Source organism: Trinickia caryophylli (assembly GCF_034424545.1).
Lineage (GTDB): Bacteria > Pseudomonadota > Gammaproteobacteria > Burkholderiales > Burkholderiaceae > Trinickia > Trinickia caryophylli.
This window is the reverse complement of sequence record NZ_CP139970.1, coordinates 2,014,456-2,028,711: the sequence shown is the minus strand read 5'-3', so window position 1 is coordinate 2,028,711 and position 14,256 is coordinate 2,014,456. Positions and strand designations below refer to the sequence as shown.

Here is a 14,256-nt window from a genome sequence, read left to right as displayed (position 1 = left end):
GATGTACCGTTTCTGAGGCATCAGAAGTCCCAGCTGAACATTTGCGGATGGGCCTGACGCGAGGCGGCATCGGGGGGCGTCAACATGACGATTGAGGCATGCGATGGATCGCGCAGATTCATGATTGCGCTGGTCTTGCCGTCGTTGTAGCCCATCATGACGCCGAGCGCCAACTGCACCCATGTGGAGCTTATGCCCGTGTCGCCACCTATGCGCCGCTGCATATCGAATGCGTCGTTCGGATCGTCCAGATCGATGTGTTGAGGATTGTCGTGCAGTGCCTGAAAGAGGACCGCGAGGTTGTTTGTCGAGTCGCCGGTGTCGTAAAACATCCGGCCCGGTTGGTCGCCGGTAGACAAGGTCTTCAGGGCTTCTTGCCAGCCGCTACGCAGCTTTTCGACGCGCTCGCCTTTTTTCAGCAGCTGGCCGTGCCCGTCGCTTAGGTCGACGCGTATAGGGCGATGCAGATACGCGAGCACGGGCCACTGGTCGTACTCTTCGAGTTGCCATGTGGTCCAAGGTACGGGAACCCAGGGATTGGGTTGGAAGCCTTCCGGGGCTTTCAAGGGTGTGGTTTTCCAGAATTCGGGCAGCTTCGACTGCCAGTAATCCCACGGCATGGTGTGCTTGCCTTGGTCCCAGTACTCCTTTTGCCGGTCCCAAAAGTAGTTCCAAAGCTTGATGACGTCGAACTGCGTCTTTTCGTTATCGATCGCTTCAGGCGCCTCTACCACGTACGGTCGAATGAGTCGATCCACGCGGTCTTTGCGCGTGACCAGAAGTGCCACGAAGCTGTCGGGCCGCTTTGGCACAAAATTGCCGTTCTTGGTCGCTTGATCGCCGTAATTCTCGCCGTGTGTGCGTAAGGCTGCGCGCGTGATGAGACCGTCTTCGACCAGCACGACGATCGCTGGCAAATCCGGATGCTTGTCGAAGACGTCGAACAGTCGTGCGAGGATATCGTCGCCGTGAGCGGTATGAAGCTCATCAAGTTGGATGTACAGCATATTACCAACGCCTGCGCCGTTGTCTGCACTCTCTATGTGCGTCCCCATGCGGTCGGCATACTTCTCGCTGCCATCTCGCTGCGGCCCGGCTACGATGACGGGGACCGGCCAGTAATCGGTCCAACCTCGCAGCGCGTAAGCGAACACATTATTCTCGCGCTGATTATATGAACTAGCGCGCTCGCCGGAAGACCACGGATAGTCCTTTGGATCCTGCAGCAGTAGCGTGCCTGTTGGGCCGGCCTCCTCAAGACGCATTAGGAGTGCTCGTTGCCGAAAACGATCCACTGTTACGCCGACGCGGCGCACTTCGAGCGTAAAGCGGGGATCGCGAGGCACGGCGGCAGCGGCTGTTTCTGCCTGAGCAGCAGCACTTTGTACCGCTGCTGGGTCGAATTGCTGTGCGTCGTGCTTACGCGCCCATGCGCTATAGCCCTCATATACTCCGACTGCGAGGAGCAGCATTGATGCGCCGACAAGTAGCAGGACGTCTGCTGTGCGGACGCGCTCGTCGACAACGTCCGATCCGACGATATCTGTTTTATCCACCGGTAGTCGACTGGCTCGCGATCAGTCGGGCACCGCATGCAAGCTCATCGCCATCGCAGGCGGCGGGCTGTCGATCGAAGCGCGCCACGCCCGAAACTTTCGCGATATGTGTGCGGCCGTGAATCTCGCAGATGGCTGGATCGGTTAGACGGGCGATCGCACGTCCACCGATGCGCGAGTTCGGAGCGCCGGACAGCACATGTCCTCCATGACTATGGCTGTCGCCTTCGACGATGTACCGTTTCTGAGGCATCAGAAGTCCCAACTGAACATTTGCGGATGGGCCTGACGCGAGGCGGCATCGGGGGGCGTCAACATGACGATTGAGGCATGCGATGGATCGCGCAGATTCACGATTGCGCTGGTCTTGCCGTCGTTGTAGCCCATCATGACGCCGAGCGCCAACTGCACCCATGTGGAGCTTATGCCTGTGTCGCCGCCGATACGTCGTTGCATATCGAATGCGTCGTTCGGATCGTCCAGATCGATGTGTTGAGGATTGTCGTGCAGTGCCTGAAAGAGGACCGCGAGGTTGTTTGTCGAGTCGCCGGTGTCGTAAAACATCCGGCCCGGTTGGTCGCCGGTAGACAAGGTCTTCAGGGCTTCTTGCCAGCCGCTACGCAGCTTTTCGACGCGCTCGCCTTTTTTCAGCGGCTGGCCGTGCCCGTCGCTCAGGTCGACGCGTATAGGGCGATGCAGATACGCGAGCACGGGCCACTGGTCGTACTCTTTGAGTTGCCATGTGGTCCAGGGCACGGGGATCCAGGGGTTCGGTTGGAAGCCTTCCGGCGCTTTCAAGGGCGTCGTTTTCCAGAATTCGGGCAGCTTCGACTGCCAGTAATCCGATGGCATGGTGTGGTTGCCCTGGTCCCAGTACTCCTTTTGCCGGTCCCAAAAGTAGTTCCAAAGTTTGATGACGTCGAATTGTGTCTTTTCGTTGTCGATCGCTTCTGGCGCCTCCACCACGTACGGTCGAATGAGTCGATCGACACGATCCTTGCGTGTCACAAGCAGGGCCACGAAGCTATCTGGGCGTGCGGGAACAAAGTTGCCATTTACATTCGATTGAGCCAGGTAGCTCTCCCCCGGGGTGCGTAAGTACGCGCGAGTGAGTAGCCCATCTTCGACCAATACAACGACTGCCGGCAAATCGGGATGCTTGTCGAAGACATCGAATAGTCGCGCGAGGACATCGTCGCCATGAGTGGTATGAAGCTCATCGAGTTGGACATAGAGCATATTGCCGACGCCCGCACCGTTGTCTGCACTAGAAATGTGCGTTGCCATACGATCGGCATCTTTGTTGTTTTCGTTTCGCTTCGGTCCCGCGACGATGACCGGAATCGGCCAGTAATCGGTCCAACCTCTCAGTGCGTAAGCGAATACATTGTTCTCGCGCTGATCGTATGCCGTTGAGCGTTCGTCATGCGACCATGGATAATCCTTCGGGCTCTGCAGGAGGAGCGTGCCCCTTGATCCAGCCTCTTCAAGTCGCATCAAGAGTGCGCGCTGTCGAAAACGATCGACTGTGGCGCCGAAGCGGCGCACCTCGAGGGTGAAGTGTGGATCGCGAGACGCGGCCGCAGCCTGCGTGTCCGTCCGTGCGGTTGCGTTTAGCACGGCCGCCGGGTCGAACTGCTGCCGTGCGTCGTACTTGCGCGCCCATGCGCTAAAGCCGGCGTACACGCTAACCGCAAGGAGCAATGGCGGTACCGCCAATAGCAACAGACGTCGGAACATCGGAATCTCTCCCCACGGCAAATGACCGCTAATCGTAAGCGATTTCAGTATGCCGATCCAGATCAGCATGAAAATCGCAAGCGCAAAAAGGAATACTCGAGTACTGAGCGGGCGTGCAAGAAGCATCGTCATGGGCGTCAAAGCAAGGGGATATTGTTCAAGGGGGCCGATTCCATCGCTCTCTGGACGCGCTCAATCCTGATCTTCAGAGTTTCGCTGACGACTTTCGCCGGGAGCGCCATAGGTACGATCCCCTCAGGCGGGAACCGACCGGAGTCGTAATACCTACAATTCGCTTCGACGATATCTTGAGTAACGTGATCCAGCATTGCGTATCGCTCTTCTCCGGAGGTAGCCTTCACTTTCTTTAAAGGCACTCGCCAATCCGCCATCGTACGCAATAACGCAGCCCACTCCGGGTCGTCAAGCGCCCGAGCCTGCCCGATTGCCACGTCAAAGGCAGTTGCGCAACGGTGGTTGCGTCGCCCGCTCATCACTGCGGAGTGATAGGAACTGTCCACCCGCAATTCGTTCATCAGCCGTACTTTGGCCTCGTTCGGTGTCTCCTGCCGAATGACACGGATCTGGCCGGGGACCGGTGGCATCGAGAGCAGTACACGAAGCACCTTGCATTGATCGTCAGTTTCCTTGCCTTGATTGAGCACCGCCTCCACTTCCCGCGGCGCCGGTACGGTCGAGCCAGGCTTCAGCGCAGGCCAAGCCATAGCTTGAGGCGGCAGTTGCTGCAGTTCGGAGGCGCTCAACGCGACCTCCGCCTCGACCTGATCGATAGATTGCTTGCCGGGTTCGCGCTCCCCCTTGCTGTTCGACAGCGGCGTGTTCTCGGTGCCGGGGAGCACGTTTCCCTCTAAATCTGGTGCGAACGCCGGCGGCAGCGCTTCGCCGTTGATCGTACGCACGGTGCCCTCGGCAATGTCCGCCCGTTTGATCCGTTCGGTCGCCCCCGACGTGCCATGAGCACTCTCGCCCTTCTCTCGTATTATGAGAGGCCCCGGGGGCGTGCCGACCAGTATCGGCTTGCCGTGACGCTTCCGGCGAGTGAACAGCCGTTGCCTAAATCCATCGGAAAGAATATTGACCGTTTCCCGCTTCGCCCCCGCTTGCGCTACCGCCATGGTATCGGGCAGGCCAGAGGCTCCCATCCCGTTTACGCCCTTGAGCCCCACCGTTGCATCTTCCGGGCAGAAGTACAAATACACCTTGCCGCGGTTGTCGCGTTCGGCAAAGACAAGCGATGTCTTGCCGTCAGGGCCGGTCAAGCGTGTTGCCTCTTGGGGCGACCACTTCGGCCCGGTGATGCCCCAGTTGTCCTGGCCCGAGCAAGCCTTCAGTTTGGCCAGTTCCGGCGCGTTATGTTTGTGTTGTGCGACGAGACTCGTCAAGTTCGTCAGGGTTTTTGCGCGCGCATAGCACGTCTGCTGTTCGCCGCCAGTCTGAGTGAACTGATCCATCGCTTCTTCGCTGAGCGAGTAGGGGGAATCGATCAGAATCAAGGCGTCAGCCGGCCGGCTGGCGAGCTTCCCTTCCATCAAAAACGCTTGTGCGAGCAACGAAATAAGCGTGCCTTGGCTATGCGCGACGATATTAACGGTTTCGTTTGCATCGATCGCGCGGATCTGGCGGACCAACGCAGCCAGGCGGATGGCCGCCAAAACCATGTACCGACGGTTGGGCGCCTCGCGCAACGGATGCGTTACGTCAGCTTGCAGCTTGTCGAGCGTCCACGTCTTTGCTCCGCCCTTGAAATGCTTGTTGAACATGTCCGGAATGTTCGACGTTGCGTTCGCGAACATGCCGCCATTCTTGGCCCGATGCCGATCCAGCCGATTGCCGAACTTGTCGACATACTGGCCGTTGACTGTCTGTTTGGCCGGGTCTTTCGGCAAATCGCTGGCGCTTGCTTTGAATCCCCAATAAAACGGAATCAGCACACTTTTCGTGTCGGCAGACTCCTTGCGGCGATAGATCACGTCGTCGAGGTTCTTCATCAGGTCGGCCGTGGTGACCTTGCTCGGATCGTTGGCCATTCGACCATGCGTGTAGTCCGCTCCCCTCAGGTCTTGACGGCCGAGTCGGTCGTTCAGCCCCTCGCATAATCCTCCCTCGACGGTGCCAAAGTCGGTACCGATGTCGTTGACTCCGTGAATCAGAATCGTGGTGCATGGCAGTCGGTGCTCGATATCGACGTTCGCGTGCGATTCTGGCGGCCGGTTGGTCAGCAGCCGCGCCTGGCGTTCACCCACCACGCGCTTGGCGTGCGGTTGTGAAGTACTCATCGAATTACCCCTGTGCGTCGAATACCTTGATATGTGCGATGTGCATGGCGTCGCTGGACGTCAGGTCCGTCAACCCCTGACCGTCCGAGATACCTTTTATTACGCGCCCGTCGTGTAGCGTGATCTCGTATGGCCGGTTGGGTACCGGGTGTGGCATCTCGGCGCTGTCTGTGCCCGGGTAGCGCAGCCGGAACCGCTGGTCGGCCCCGTTCGAACTGAATGCGGGCGGTGCCACGTGATCGGTATTGGGCCCGAGAAAATCGTGGCCTCCGGTGTGAGCGACAAACGCACCGTCGGAGCCGACCTGAACGCCGCCGCCGATTTTGACGTAGCTTCCGTCCTCGGCCACGAGCCGGATCGTTTTTCCCGCTATGACCACCTCATCGCCAATCGACGTGATATGCACTGCTTTTTGTGCCGTCGCGGACAACGTGTCCTGCTGTGCCTGTAGCAGCATCGGTCCGTCACCGGCGATCGCGCTCACGCCTTCGCCTCGTCCGAATAGGTGAACGCCTTGTCCCGCTGCCGCCGTAATGCGCGCGCCTCCCGTGAGTTGCAAATCCTGCTGCGCAACCTGATCGATGTTTTCCCCGGCGTACGTAACGTGCGTCTTCGGCGTCACGCTCACCCAGCCCGCCTGGGCACCGAATGCCATCAACCCCGACGTGTCGCCTGAGCCCGATGCCTGCCAGGTTTTGAGCGCAGCCGCAACGGCGCTTTGCCCCGTCGTGTTCGCCGCCTTGCCGCCGTGCTGCCCGACGTAATCGCCAAGCGACTTGAAAAGCTCCGTGCATTCGTTCAACAGTTGGGTCAGTTCGTCCCGGTCGAGTTGATGCCCCGCCGCCTTGCTGCGTGCATACGTGGTCAGCAAGATTCCCTTGGCCGCCCGCAATGCCGCCGCTGCATCGGTGCGCAGCTCCGCGCCCTCGCCGCGGTATTCGCCGTCGCCGTTCGTGCGTGGGTGCGTCAGGTAGCCCAGATTGACTTCACTTGCCGCATGCTCGCTCGACAGCTGGACGCTGATTTCGGAAGGCGTATCGTCAAAACGCAGCTGGTTGTAGCGCTGCCCCTTGATTTCCTTCGTCTTGGTGCCGGACACATATCGGTTGCCCGGCAGGGCTCCGGTGTTGTTGAAGGTGGCCGGCATGTTCGCGCCGTTGTGGAGGATTCCCGCCACGTACATCTTGTCGGGATCGCCGCCTTGGAAATCCAGCAGAACCTCCATCCCCTTGCGCGGCGCCCAGTTCTCGCCGAAGTTGTCGCCCGCCAAGCCGGTCAACACGCGCACCGGGGCACTGTCGATTTCGGTGCCGCTCGTGCCCATCCCTTTCGCATGCTCGTGGTCTTCCGAAGCCAGGGCAACGATCTGAACGTACACGCGCCCTTGCTCGTCGCAATGCACCTCCTCGCCGTCGGGCGCCGTCACCTTGCCCGTAATCGGATAGACCCGGGGCAGATCGACGCGTGGATCGTAGGCGGGCGTGAGCGGAGTGCCACGGGGTACGCCCGTGAACGTGTTCTCGTACCGGCTTTCCGCCGATTGGTCCAACACCGTGGGCCGCGCCGGCGTCGACGTGGACACCGGCAGCGGCTCGAAAGGCCAGCGGCCGGCTGCGAAGAGCGCCTGCGCGCGCTCGCTCAGATCCTTCGGCAGATTGTTCTCGCCGCGATGATGGAGGCTCGTGATCGTGATGGCGCGCTCGTTCGTCGAGAGCGAATTGCGCTTGTCGCGTGCCGACACCGTCACCCAGGTACCCACCGTGAGGTCGCGGATATCGCTGGCGCCCGTGATCTGTACCGCGCGTGCGTCGTGCGACTTGATCCTTGCCAATCCCATGCGCTCATAGTCGGCCGGCGAATTCGCGAGATGGGGCGAATCGAGGCGGGAGTCCATCAGCAGGCGCGCCAGATCGTTGCCGGCCTCGCCCTGGTCGGAGCGCGTCGGGCCCTGTATGCGCTCCATATGGTCGAACTTGTAGTCGGGGCTGAAGCGCCGGATTGCGCCGGGCACCAGTTGTCGCCCTTCCGACAGCGTCTTCACCACATCGCGCTGGCTGACCGTCGGGTTCGGGCCGTAAGGTACCGTCCCGACAGCACATTGCCGAAGCTGGCTCGCATCGTCGTACAGCACGAGCGTATGCATCGGGGCGGTCACTTTACTCGGGTCTTGTTCGCCGGGCTTTCCCGCCTGTATGTACCAGCCAATGCCCTCACGCCGCAGTAGTCGCCGTATAAACGCCGCATCCGATTCGTCGAACTGATTTGTCTGTTCGCGAGAGGGGTATTTGTCGACCTGGAGGTTCGAGATATCGATATCGAATGCGCCGGCAATGGTGGAACTCTTGTTCCGCCATTCCCACACCAGCGTGCGCACCACTTCGAGCACGCTCATCGCGCGAAAAACACGGGTGTTGGTGCGCAACTCCAATAGCGACAACGCGTCGCGTATGCGCAACCGGTAGGCGGCAAGGCCGCCGTCCGATTCGCCTTCCTGTACATCCGCGACTATGCCGCAGATCGATCGCAGCCCGCCGCTGTCCGTCACGAGCTGCACCGCCAGCGGCACAGCCATGAACGTGGTCAGCGGAATGCCTGCGGTAGGCGATACGCATAAAACGCTGCCCTCGATACCCCCGCAGAGCGTTTCCTCAATATCGAGATACTGCGGCAGTAGAAGCTGATCCAACTCCTGGCGCGATTTAGGCCATTTCAGGCGGAACGCACGGTTATTTTGAGACAGCAATGGCCCGAACGACACGCGTGGCAGGTCTTGATAGTTCACGGCTTATTCTCATTTTCGATGCATTTTGTATACGGACTATGCGCACGTCGGCAGCCAATAGCTCACGCCAAGCATGTACAACAGCCCTCGGAATGAGGCAGGAAACTACCGGTCGACGTTAGAGCTGTCAATGGCAAAATGGGAAAGGCAATTTTTACTACAAATGAAATTACAGGGAAATATTGCCGGCATGTTGGATGACGCCCAATGGGAGTCATCCTGCGATTGCCGCCGGCAAGTTCGATACTCTCGGTGTGCCGGCAGCTGCATGTCGCCGTCGCGCTAACATACGGGCATAGACGCGCACCATGGCGCGGCAACGAGAAAAAACAGGACAATGCCATGCCCGTTACCGGCTTCAGCCACTGCAATCTGCGCGCCGACCGCGCGACACTCGATGCACTGCGCGATTTCTATGTCGATATCGTCGGTCTTTCGATCGGTGAGCGGCCGCCGTTCAGTCACTACGGCTACTGGCTCTATATAGGAGATCAAGCCGTATTGCATCTGAGCGAGGCTCGGCCGAACGAGCAGCGCCTGCCGCATGCAGCCGGCACATTCGATCACGTCGCGTTCTCGTCGGTGGGACATGCCGAATTCGAGGCCCATTTGCGGGCGCGTGGAATTGCCTACCGTAGCGCGACTGTCCCGGGGGCGCGGCAAAAACAGATATTCTTCAAAGATCCCACCGGCAACGGCGTCGAACTCAATTTCGACGATCTGGAAGAAGTGTGGGTGCGATGAACAGGTTAAGCCCTCAGGCGGCGCTGATTCTCGTCGATCTCCAAAAGGGCATTACTGAGCCTCGGCTCGGCCGACGCAACAACCCGCACGCGGAAGACAACATGGCCGCATTGCTCGATGCCTGGCGGCGAACACAGCGGCCCGTCGTGCATGTGCGGCATATTTCGCGCGCCGCGGATTCGGTTTTCTGGCCAGGGCAGTCGGGCGCCGAGTTTCAGGCGCGCTTCATCCCGCTTCCGCACGAGTATGTGCTCGAGAAAAACGTCCCCGATGCGTTTGCCGCATCCGGGCTCGAGCGCTGGCTGCACGCGCGGCAGATCCGGCAGTTGGTGATCGCAGGGGGGATTACGAATAACTCCGTCGAGGCGACGGCCCGCAGTGCCGGTAACCTCGGCTTCGAGACGATCGTGGCGGCGGACGCGGCGTTCACGTTCGATCAGCACGACCTGAGCGGCAGACTTTGGCCGGCCGAGGACGTGCATGCTTTGTCGTTGAGCAATCTGGCGATGGATTATGCGCAGATCCGCTCAACAGCCGACGTCGTTACCGCGCTCGATGAATGACGTGCTCGCCCGGGCAACGGGCGGTGATGAGTGAGAGAAGTGTTTGCGATTGTCTGCGCACCGTGACCATCGGACGGCCGGGAACCGGCATCGGGGCGACGATCTGCGCGTATGCCAATACCCGATGCCATCGCGCGGCCGCGCAAAACCGGAAGTCCGCGCCACGGCGCGGACTTCCAGCGAATGAGAGGGAAAACGGGAAAGAAAAACGAGCGAAAAGCGCGTCCGCGCCGGCTCAAACCCCGGCCATGCGCCCATCAGGGCCATAAGTGCTGGCGGCACCGCCCTTGTTCGCCCCGCGCAAAATGGCGAGCGCCTTCTCGTTGTAGTTCATGCGTACGCGAATCATGAGCCCATTCGTCATGTTCGCGCGGCGCGCGCGGTCCACCGCTTCTTGCAGAAGCTTCCACGTGCCGGCGACACGCGGATCGTCGGCGCACGCGATCTCCATGCCTTTCAAGCCCGCAGGCAGACCGAGCGCGCGCAGCTGCTCGTCGCGAGCCTTTTCGAGGGTCGCGAGCTTTTCGGTGAGCTCGGTCTTTTTCTCGATGATGGCGGGCAGCGTGTCCGCCGGAGAGACGGCCGTCAAGGCCTTCTCTTCATAGGCAAGCAACGAGGCGAACGCTTCGAGCGTGGCGTGTTCTTCGGTAACGGTATCGAGCAGGGTGTCTTTCATCGGATCCAACTGATGACGATTGAGCGTGCGCGCTTGAGCGAACGCTCGATTCACAAAGGAATCGCCCTGCTACGATGCCGCGTCGTGCTTGGCGTCAGCCGCCGGACGATTGAGGTTTTTGCAACAAATTCCGAGCCGTTTCGAGGATGCCGTCAGCGATCTTGCCGGTGTCGATCGACAGCGTGCCATCCTTGATGGCCTGCTTGATCGATTCGACATGGGCAACGTCGATATCGGCCGCGCCCGAGGCGGCAAGCGAGCGAAGCTGCGAGGACAGGCCCGACAGGTTCACGTTCGCATCGCCCGTGGCACCGCCGCCATCGACGATCGAGGCGCCCGCAGCCGCGCCGCGATTGGCCACCGGGGCGGCATCGCCCTGGCGCGTGCTCTGCACGCCGCTCTTTTGCGACGACAGGCCAGAAGTAGTGGAGGAATCGACTTTCACGATTGGCTTCCCGAGGTGTTTCCGATTTGAATGTGATAACGGCACGCTCAAATCAAACTTTAGCGCAATCGGTCTGTCCCTTTCGGGATCTTCCTTTCCCTTCCAAGCCCTTCCGTCCCCTTTTTCTCCGCTCCGCTCCTCTTCGTTAAACGTTCGACGTGAGCCTTGTTACATCGGGATTTCGACGGTCGAGCCGTCCTTGACGATGCCCGAAATGATCTGGCCCCCCGCCGTCTTGATACGGACCTGCTCGCCGGGCGAGGCGTTATTCATGACGCTGCCCTCCGACGAAATCGTGAATCCCTGGCCGACGGCGACGACCTTGACGGTCTGGCCGATCGTGACCGACGAGGCGCTGCGCAGCATGTCCTGGCGCAGCGGCGAGCCGGCGCTGATGCGGGCGAGCGCCACCGCGCCCACGGCCTGCGACGCGTCGGTGACGATCGTGCGCGGCAGGTTGGCGAGGTCGCCGTCGCGCGTGGTCAGATCGGCCGCGGTCAACACGGTGCCGGGTTCGATCTGATGGGCAGCGAGGTAATACGAAGCCTCGAGCGAGACGCGCGCCTGCAGGTAAAGCGTCCAGGGGCGTTCGCCCGCGCAGCGCACGCCTACCGAGGTGCGGCCCCACAGGCGCGCGCCGGGCGGCATGAACGGCACGAGCGTCGTGCAGGCGGCGAGGCCGCGCGGGAACGCGGGTGCGACGGTGATCGTGACCTTGCCCGGCAAGCCGGCCGATTGCTGCTGCAGATAGGCGAGGGCCACGCGGCGGATCGATTCGCCGTCCTGGTTACCCGTCGGAGCCTGAGCCTGGGGTCCGCTGGCGTCGCCGCCGGCAGCCGCTACCGGCCGCGCGGCGGCCACCTGGATTGGCTTGACCGCTGCAACCGGCTTGGCCGGCGCCACTGGGGTGTCGAGTGTACTGCCGCCCGCTCCGGCCGGGCGGTCGAGCGCGATCGGTTGGGCTGCCCGGGCCGTGCGCGGCGCGGGCGTGACGACAACGGGCACGACGTCGCTCGAGGCGGCTGCCGCTTTCGGTCCCGCCTGCCGGCCGCGGCCGAATGCGCCGCCCGCCGCTTGCGCGCCGCGCTCTCCCGGGCCGGGAATGGTGATGATGCCGCTTGGCGCCGCCGCAGCGGTCCGGCCCGCCGGCTGTTCGCCCGGGCCAGGAATGGTGATGATGCCGTTCGAAGCCCCGCCGGCCGCGTCGGCAGCCGCGTTCGACTGCGCCGCGCCGCGTTCGCCCGGGCCGGGAATATAGATCTGGCCGCCCGATGGCTGTTGCGCCTGCGCAGCCGGTGCCGTCAGCATGGTCAATGTGCTGCAGGCAAGCCCGAGTGCGGCGGCTGCACCACGCCAACCCGCGAGTCTCGCCCCGAGCACGCCCGCCCGGCGCGGCATGGCGCGGCCCGGCCTGGCTTGGCGCGGACGGTCTGCGGCGGCAAAAAACGGCATGGCGACTTTCTCCATCGAACAGCGGCGAGCCCGACGATGGGCTCTTGCTACGAAACGCATTCTAGAAGTCCGGCCGTGGCCGCAAACCTCGAATAGAGGGCTGCTTTCCCGGTTATTCATCCGATTGCATCTTGTCAGCGCCCCCTAAGATGCACCCCATGCCAAAAAGTCTTCCCGGCGAGCGCGAGCCAAGAGGCCCGGCCGCCAAGCGCGGGAAGCGCCGGACGGAACCGCCAGTCGCTGGCAACGGAGAAACGCACGATGCTGGACAAACTCGATGCCGAATTCGCCTTCGGCCGTGAAGCGCTCGATGTACGCGCCTATCGGCAGGAGCTGCTGTCGTCGAACATCGCGAACGCCGACACGCCGGGCTACCGTGCCCGCGACGTCGATTTCGCCTCGTCGCTGGCCGGCGCGCTGAAGAAAGCAGGCGCGTCCGGTCAGGCCGCCCATACAGGCACCTCGGGCACCTCGAACGCCGTGCCGCTCGCAATGGCGCAGCCCGCGGGCGTGAGCTCGGGCATGTCGATGAGCACGACCGAGGCCGGGCACATGGCCGGCAACACCCGGCTCGTGGCCACGGGCGGTGCCGAGCAAACCTATGGACAACTGATGTACCGCAATCCCACGCAGCCCTCGCTCGACGGCAACACCGTCGATCTCGACTCGGAGCGCGTGCAGTTCGCGGACAACACGCTCCACTACGAATCTGGAATGACGGTGTTGTCGCAGCAGATCAAGCAGATGCTGGCGGCGATCACCTCGGGCAGCTGACGCGATGCGAACGCTGCCCGGCAATTATCGCTACGGGGATAACAAGGAGGCCAAGCCGCCATGTCTTTGATGAACATTTTCACGGTCGCGGGATCGGCGCTGTCGGCGCAGTCCGAGCGGCTCAACGTGACCGCGTCGAATCTGGCGAACGTCGACAGCACCACGGGCCCGGACGGCCAGCCTTACCGCGCCAAGCAGGTGGTCTTCGCGGTGAAGCCGGTGGGCGGCGCCCACACGGCCTCGGGCCAGCAGGTGGGCGGCGTCCAGGTTTCGAACGTCATCGACGATCCGACGCCGATGAAGACGACCTACGACCCGAGCAACCCGGCGGCCGATGCGAACGGCTACGTCACGCGCCCGAACGTCGACCCGGTGCAGGAAATGGTGAACATGATCTCGGCCTCGCGTTCGTATCAGGCCAACATCGAGACGCTGAACACCGCCAAGACCCTGATGCTGAAAACGCTCACGATCGGTACCTGAGGAGAATCATAGTGGCTTCATCCACGTCCAACGTCGGCGGCTCCGTCTCGCAGCAGTTGCTCGACACCATGAACGGCACGTCGTCGAGTTCGTCGTCGTCCACATCGACCGGCAATGCGACGAGCGATCTGCAGAACACGTTCCTGACGCTGCTCGTCACGCAGCTCAAGAACCAGGATCCGACGAACCCGATGGACAGCTCGCAGATGACCTCGCAGCTGGCCCAGATCAATACGGTGACGGGCATCAGCCAGCTCAATACGACGCTGACTTCGCTCGCTTCGCAGCTCTCCGCCAGCCAGAACGCCAACACGGCCCTCCTGATCGGTCAGGACGTGCTCGTGCCGGGCAACACGACGTCGGTTTCGAACGGCACTTCGCCGGGCTTCGGCGTGCAGCTCGCGAATGCGGTGTCCGATCTGACGATCACGGTCAAGGACAAGTCCGGCAACGTCGTGAGCTCGGTCGACCTCGGCGCGCAGTCGGCCGGCACGATCCCGGTGGGCTGGACGCCGACCGATTCGTCGGGCAACAAGCTGCCCGACGGCACCTACACGATCTCGGCCGCCGGCAAGACGAGCACGGGCGCCACGGCCACCGGCATCACGACGCTGGCAGGCTCCGTCGTCGCGAGCGTGGTTCAGCAGAGTTCGGGCAAGCAGGGCTTGCTGTTGCAAAACGGCAGTACGGTCGATTCGACGAGCGTCGTCGCCATTCTTTAACGTTCCTTTCAAGAAACATTCT

General features: G+C 61.8%; 13 protein-coding genes. 5 read left to right on the top strand and 8 right to left on the bottom strand.

The features are described from left to right. Window positions 1-20: 20 nt before the first annotated feature. From U0034_RS09170 to U0034_RS09150, 5 genes are read right to left on the bottom strand one after another with little or no spacing between them, the layout of a single operon-like run. Window positions 21-1,556, bottom strand: a complete 1,536-nt coding sequence (locus tag U0034_RS09170; RefSeq protein WP_233211871.1) for a type VI lipase adapter Tla3 domain-containing protein — start codon at window positions 1,554-1,556, stop codon at window positions 21-23. Further along, window positions 1,549-1,809 (bottom strand): PAAR domain-containing protein, encoded by a 261-nt coding sequence (locus U0034_RS09165; protein WP_085230575.1) that lies wholly within the window; start codon window positions 1,807-1,809, stop codon window positions 1,549-1,551. Before U0034_RS09165 ends, U0034_RS09170 begins: the two co-directional genes overlap by 8 nt. Next, complete coding sequence (locus tag U0034_RS09160) at window positions 1,809-3,428, bottom strand: type VI lipase adapter Tla3 domain-containing protein (protein WP_233211870.1); 1,620 nt, start codon at window positions 3,426-3,428, stop codon at window positions 1,809-1,811. The genes U0034_RS09165 and U0034_RS09160 overlap by 1 nt, the downstream gene beginning before the upstream one ends. 5 nt (window positions 3,429-3,433) lie before the next feature. Next, the gene (locus U0034_RS09155; RefSeq protein WP_085230574.1) at window positions 3,434-5,593 is read right to left on the bottom strand and encodes a T6SS effector phospholipase Tle3 domain-containing protein; all 2,160 of its coding nucleotides are present in this window, start codon (window positions 5,591-5,593) and stop codon (window positions 3,434-3,436) included. A gap of 4 nt (window positions 5,594-5,597) precedes the next feature. Next, window positions 5,598-8,375 carry a type VI secretion system Vgr family protein gene (locus U0034_RS09150; RefSeq protein ID WP_102622912.1) on the bottom strand — a complete coding sequence of 926 codons (2,778 nt, stop codon included), beginning with the start codon at window positions 8,373-8,375 and terminating at the stop codon, window positions 5,598-5,600. A gap of 342 nt (window positions 8,376-8,717) precedes the next feature. Between U0034_RS09150 and U0034_RS09145 the strand changes: the two genes are divergently transcribed. Next, window positions 8,718-9,119, top strand: coding sequence for a VOC family protein (locus tag U0034_RS09145; RefSeq protein ID WP_085228722.1), 402 nt, complete (start codon window positions 8,718-8,720; stop codon window positions 9,117-9,119). Next, the gene (locus U0034_RS09140) at window positions 9,107-9,682 is read left to right on the top strand and encodes a cysteine hydrolase family protein (RefSeq protein WP_386092186.1); all 576 of its coding nucleotides are present in this window, start codon (window positions 9,107-9,109) and stop codon (window positions 9,680-9,682) included. The genes U0034_RS09145 and U0034_RS09140 overlap by 13 nt, the downstream gene beginning before the upstream one ends. A 235-nt stretch (window positions 9,683-9,917) precedes the next feature. Here the strand turns inward: U0034_RS09140 and U0034_RS09135 are convergent, their stop codons facing one another. The 3 genes from U0034_RS09135 to flgA form a co-directional block, all read right to left on the bottom strand. Beyond that, entirely contained in the window at window positions 9,918-10,358 is a 441-nt protein-coding gene (locus tag U0034_RS09135) for a flagella synthesis protein FlgN (protein WP_085228723.1), read from the bottom strand. A 94-nt stretch (window positions 10,359-10,452) separates the two neighbouring features. Further along, on the bottom strand, window positions 10,453-10,803 hold the full coding sequence (gene flgM / locus U0034_RS09130; RefSeq protein ID WP_085228572.1) for a flagellar biosynthesis anti-sigma factor FlgM: 351 nt from the start codon (window positions 10,801-10,803) through the stop codon (window positions 10,453-10,455). Window positions 10,804-10,971: 168 nt separating this feature from the next. Continuing rightward, window positions 10,972-12,255 (bottom strand): flagellar basal body P-ring formation chaperone FlgA, encoded by a 1,284-nt coding sequence (flgA, locus tag U0034_RS09125; protein ID WP_085228724.1) that lies wholly within the window; start codon window positions 12,253-12,255, stop codon window positions 10,972-10,974. Between the two features lie 261 nt (window positions 12,256-12,516). On the opposite strand from flgA, the gene flgB reads away from it, so the two are divergent. From flgB to U0034_RS09110, 3 genes are read left to right on the top strand one after another with little or no spacing between them, the layout of a single operon-like run. Beyond that, window positions 12,517-13,029 (top strand): flagellar basal body rod protein FlgB, encoded by a 513-nt coding sequence (gene flgB, locus U0034_RS09120; protein ID WP_085228573.1) that lies wholly within the window; start codon window positions 12,517-12,519, stop codon window positions 13,027-13,029. 60 nt (window positions 13,030-13,089) lie between these two features. Then, window positions 13,090-13,512, top strand: coding sequence for a flagellar basal body rod protein FlgC (flgC, locus tag U0034_RS09115; RefSeq protein WP_102622911.1), 423 nt, complete (start codon window positions 13,090-13,092; stop codon window positions 13,510-13,512). Between the two features lie 5 nt (window positions 13,513-13,517). Then, a complete protein-coding gene (locus tag U0034_RS09110; RefSeq protein WP_102622910.1) occupies window positions 13,518-14,234 on the top strand; it encodes a flagellar hook assembly protein FlgD in 717 nt (238 codons plus the stop codon). Window positions 14,235-14,256: the final 22 nt, after the last annotated feature.

Coding starts and splice junctions, on each gene's coding strand:
- U0034_RS09145 (WP_085228722.1), top strand. CDS start 8,718: ATGCCCGTTACCGGCTTCAGCCACTGCAATCTGCGCGCCGACCGCGCG.
- flgA (WP_085228724.1), bottom strand. CDS start 12,255: ATGCCGTTTTTTGCCGCCGCAGACCGTCCGCGCCAAGCCAGGCCGGGC.
- U0034_RS09160 (WP_233211870.1), bottom strand. CDS start 3,428: ATGACGATGCTTCTTGCACGCCCGCTCAGTACTCGAGTATTCCTTTTT.
- U0034_RS09155 (WP_085230574.1), bottom strand. CDS start 5,593: ATGAGTACTTCACAACCGCACGCCAAGCGCGTGGTGGGTGAACGCCAG.
- flgC (WP_102622911.1), top strand. CDS start 13,090: ATGTCTTTGATGAACATTTTCACGGTCGCGGGATCGGCGCTGTCGGCG.
- flgB (WP_085228573.1), top strand. CDS start 12,517: ATGCTGGACAAACTCGATGCCGAATTCGCCTTCGGCCGTGAAGCGCTC.
- U0034_RS09165 (WP_085230575.1), bottom strand. CDS start 1,809: ATGCCTCAGAAACGGTACATCGTCGAAGGCGACAGCCATAGTCATGGA.
- U0034_RS09135 (WP_085228723.1), bottom strand. CDS start 10,358: ATGAAAGACACCCTGCTCGATACCGTTACCGAAGAACACGCCACGCTC.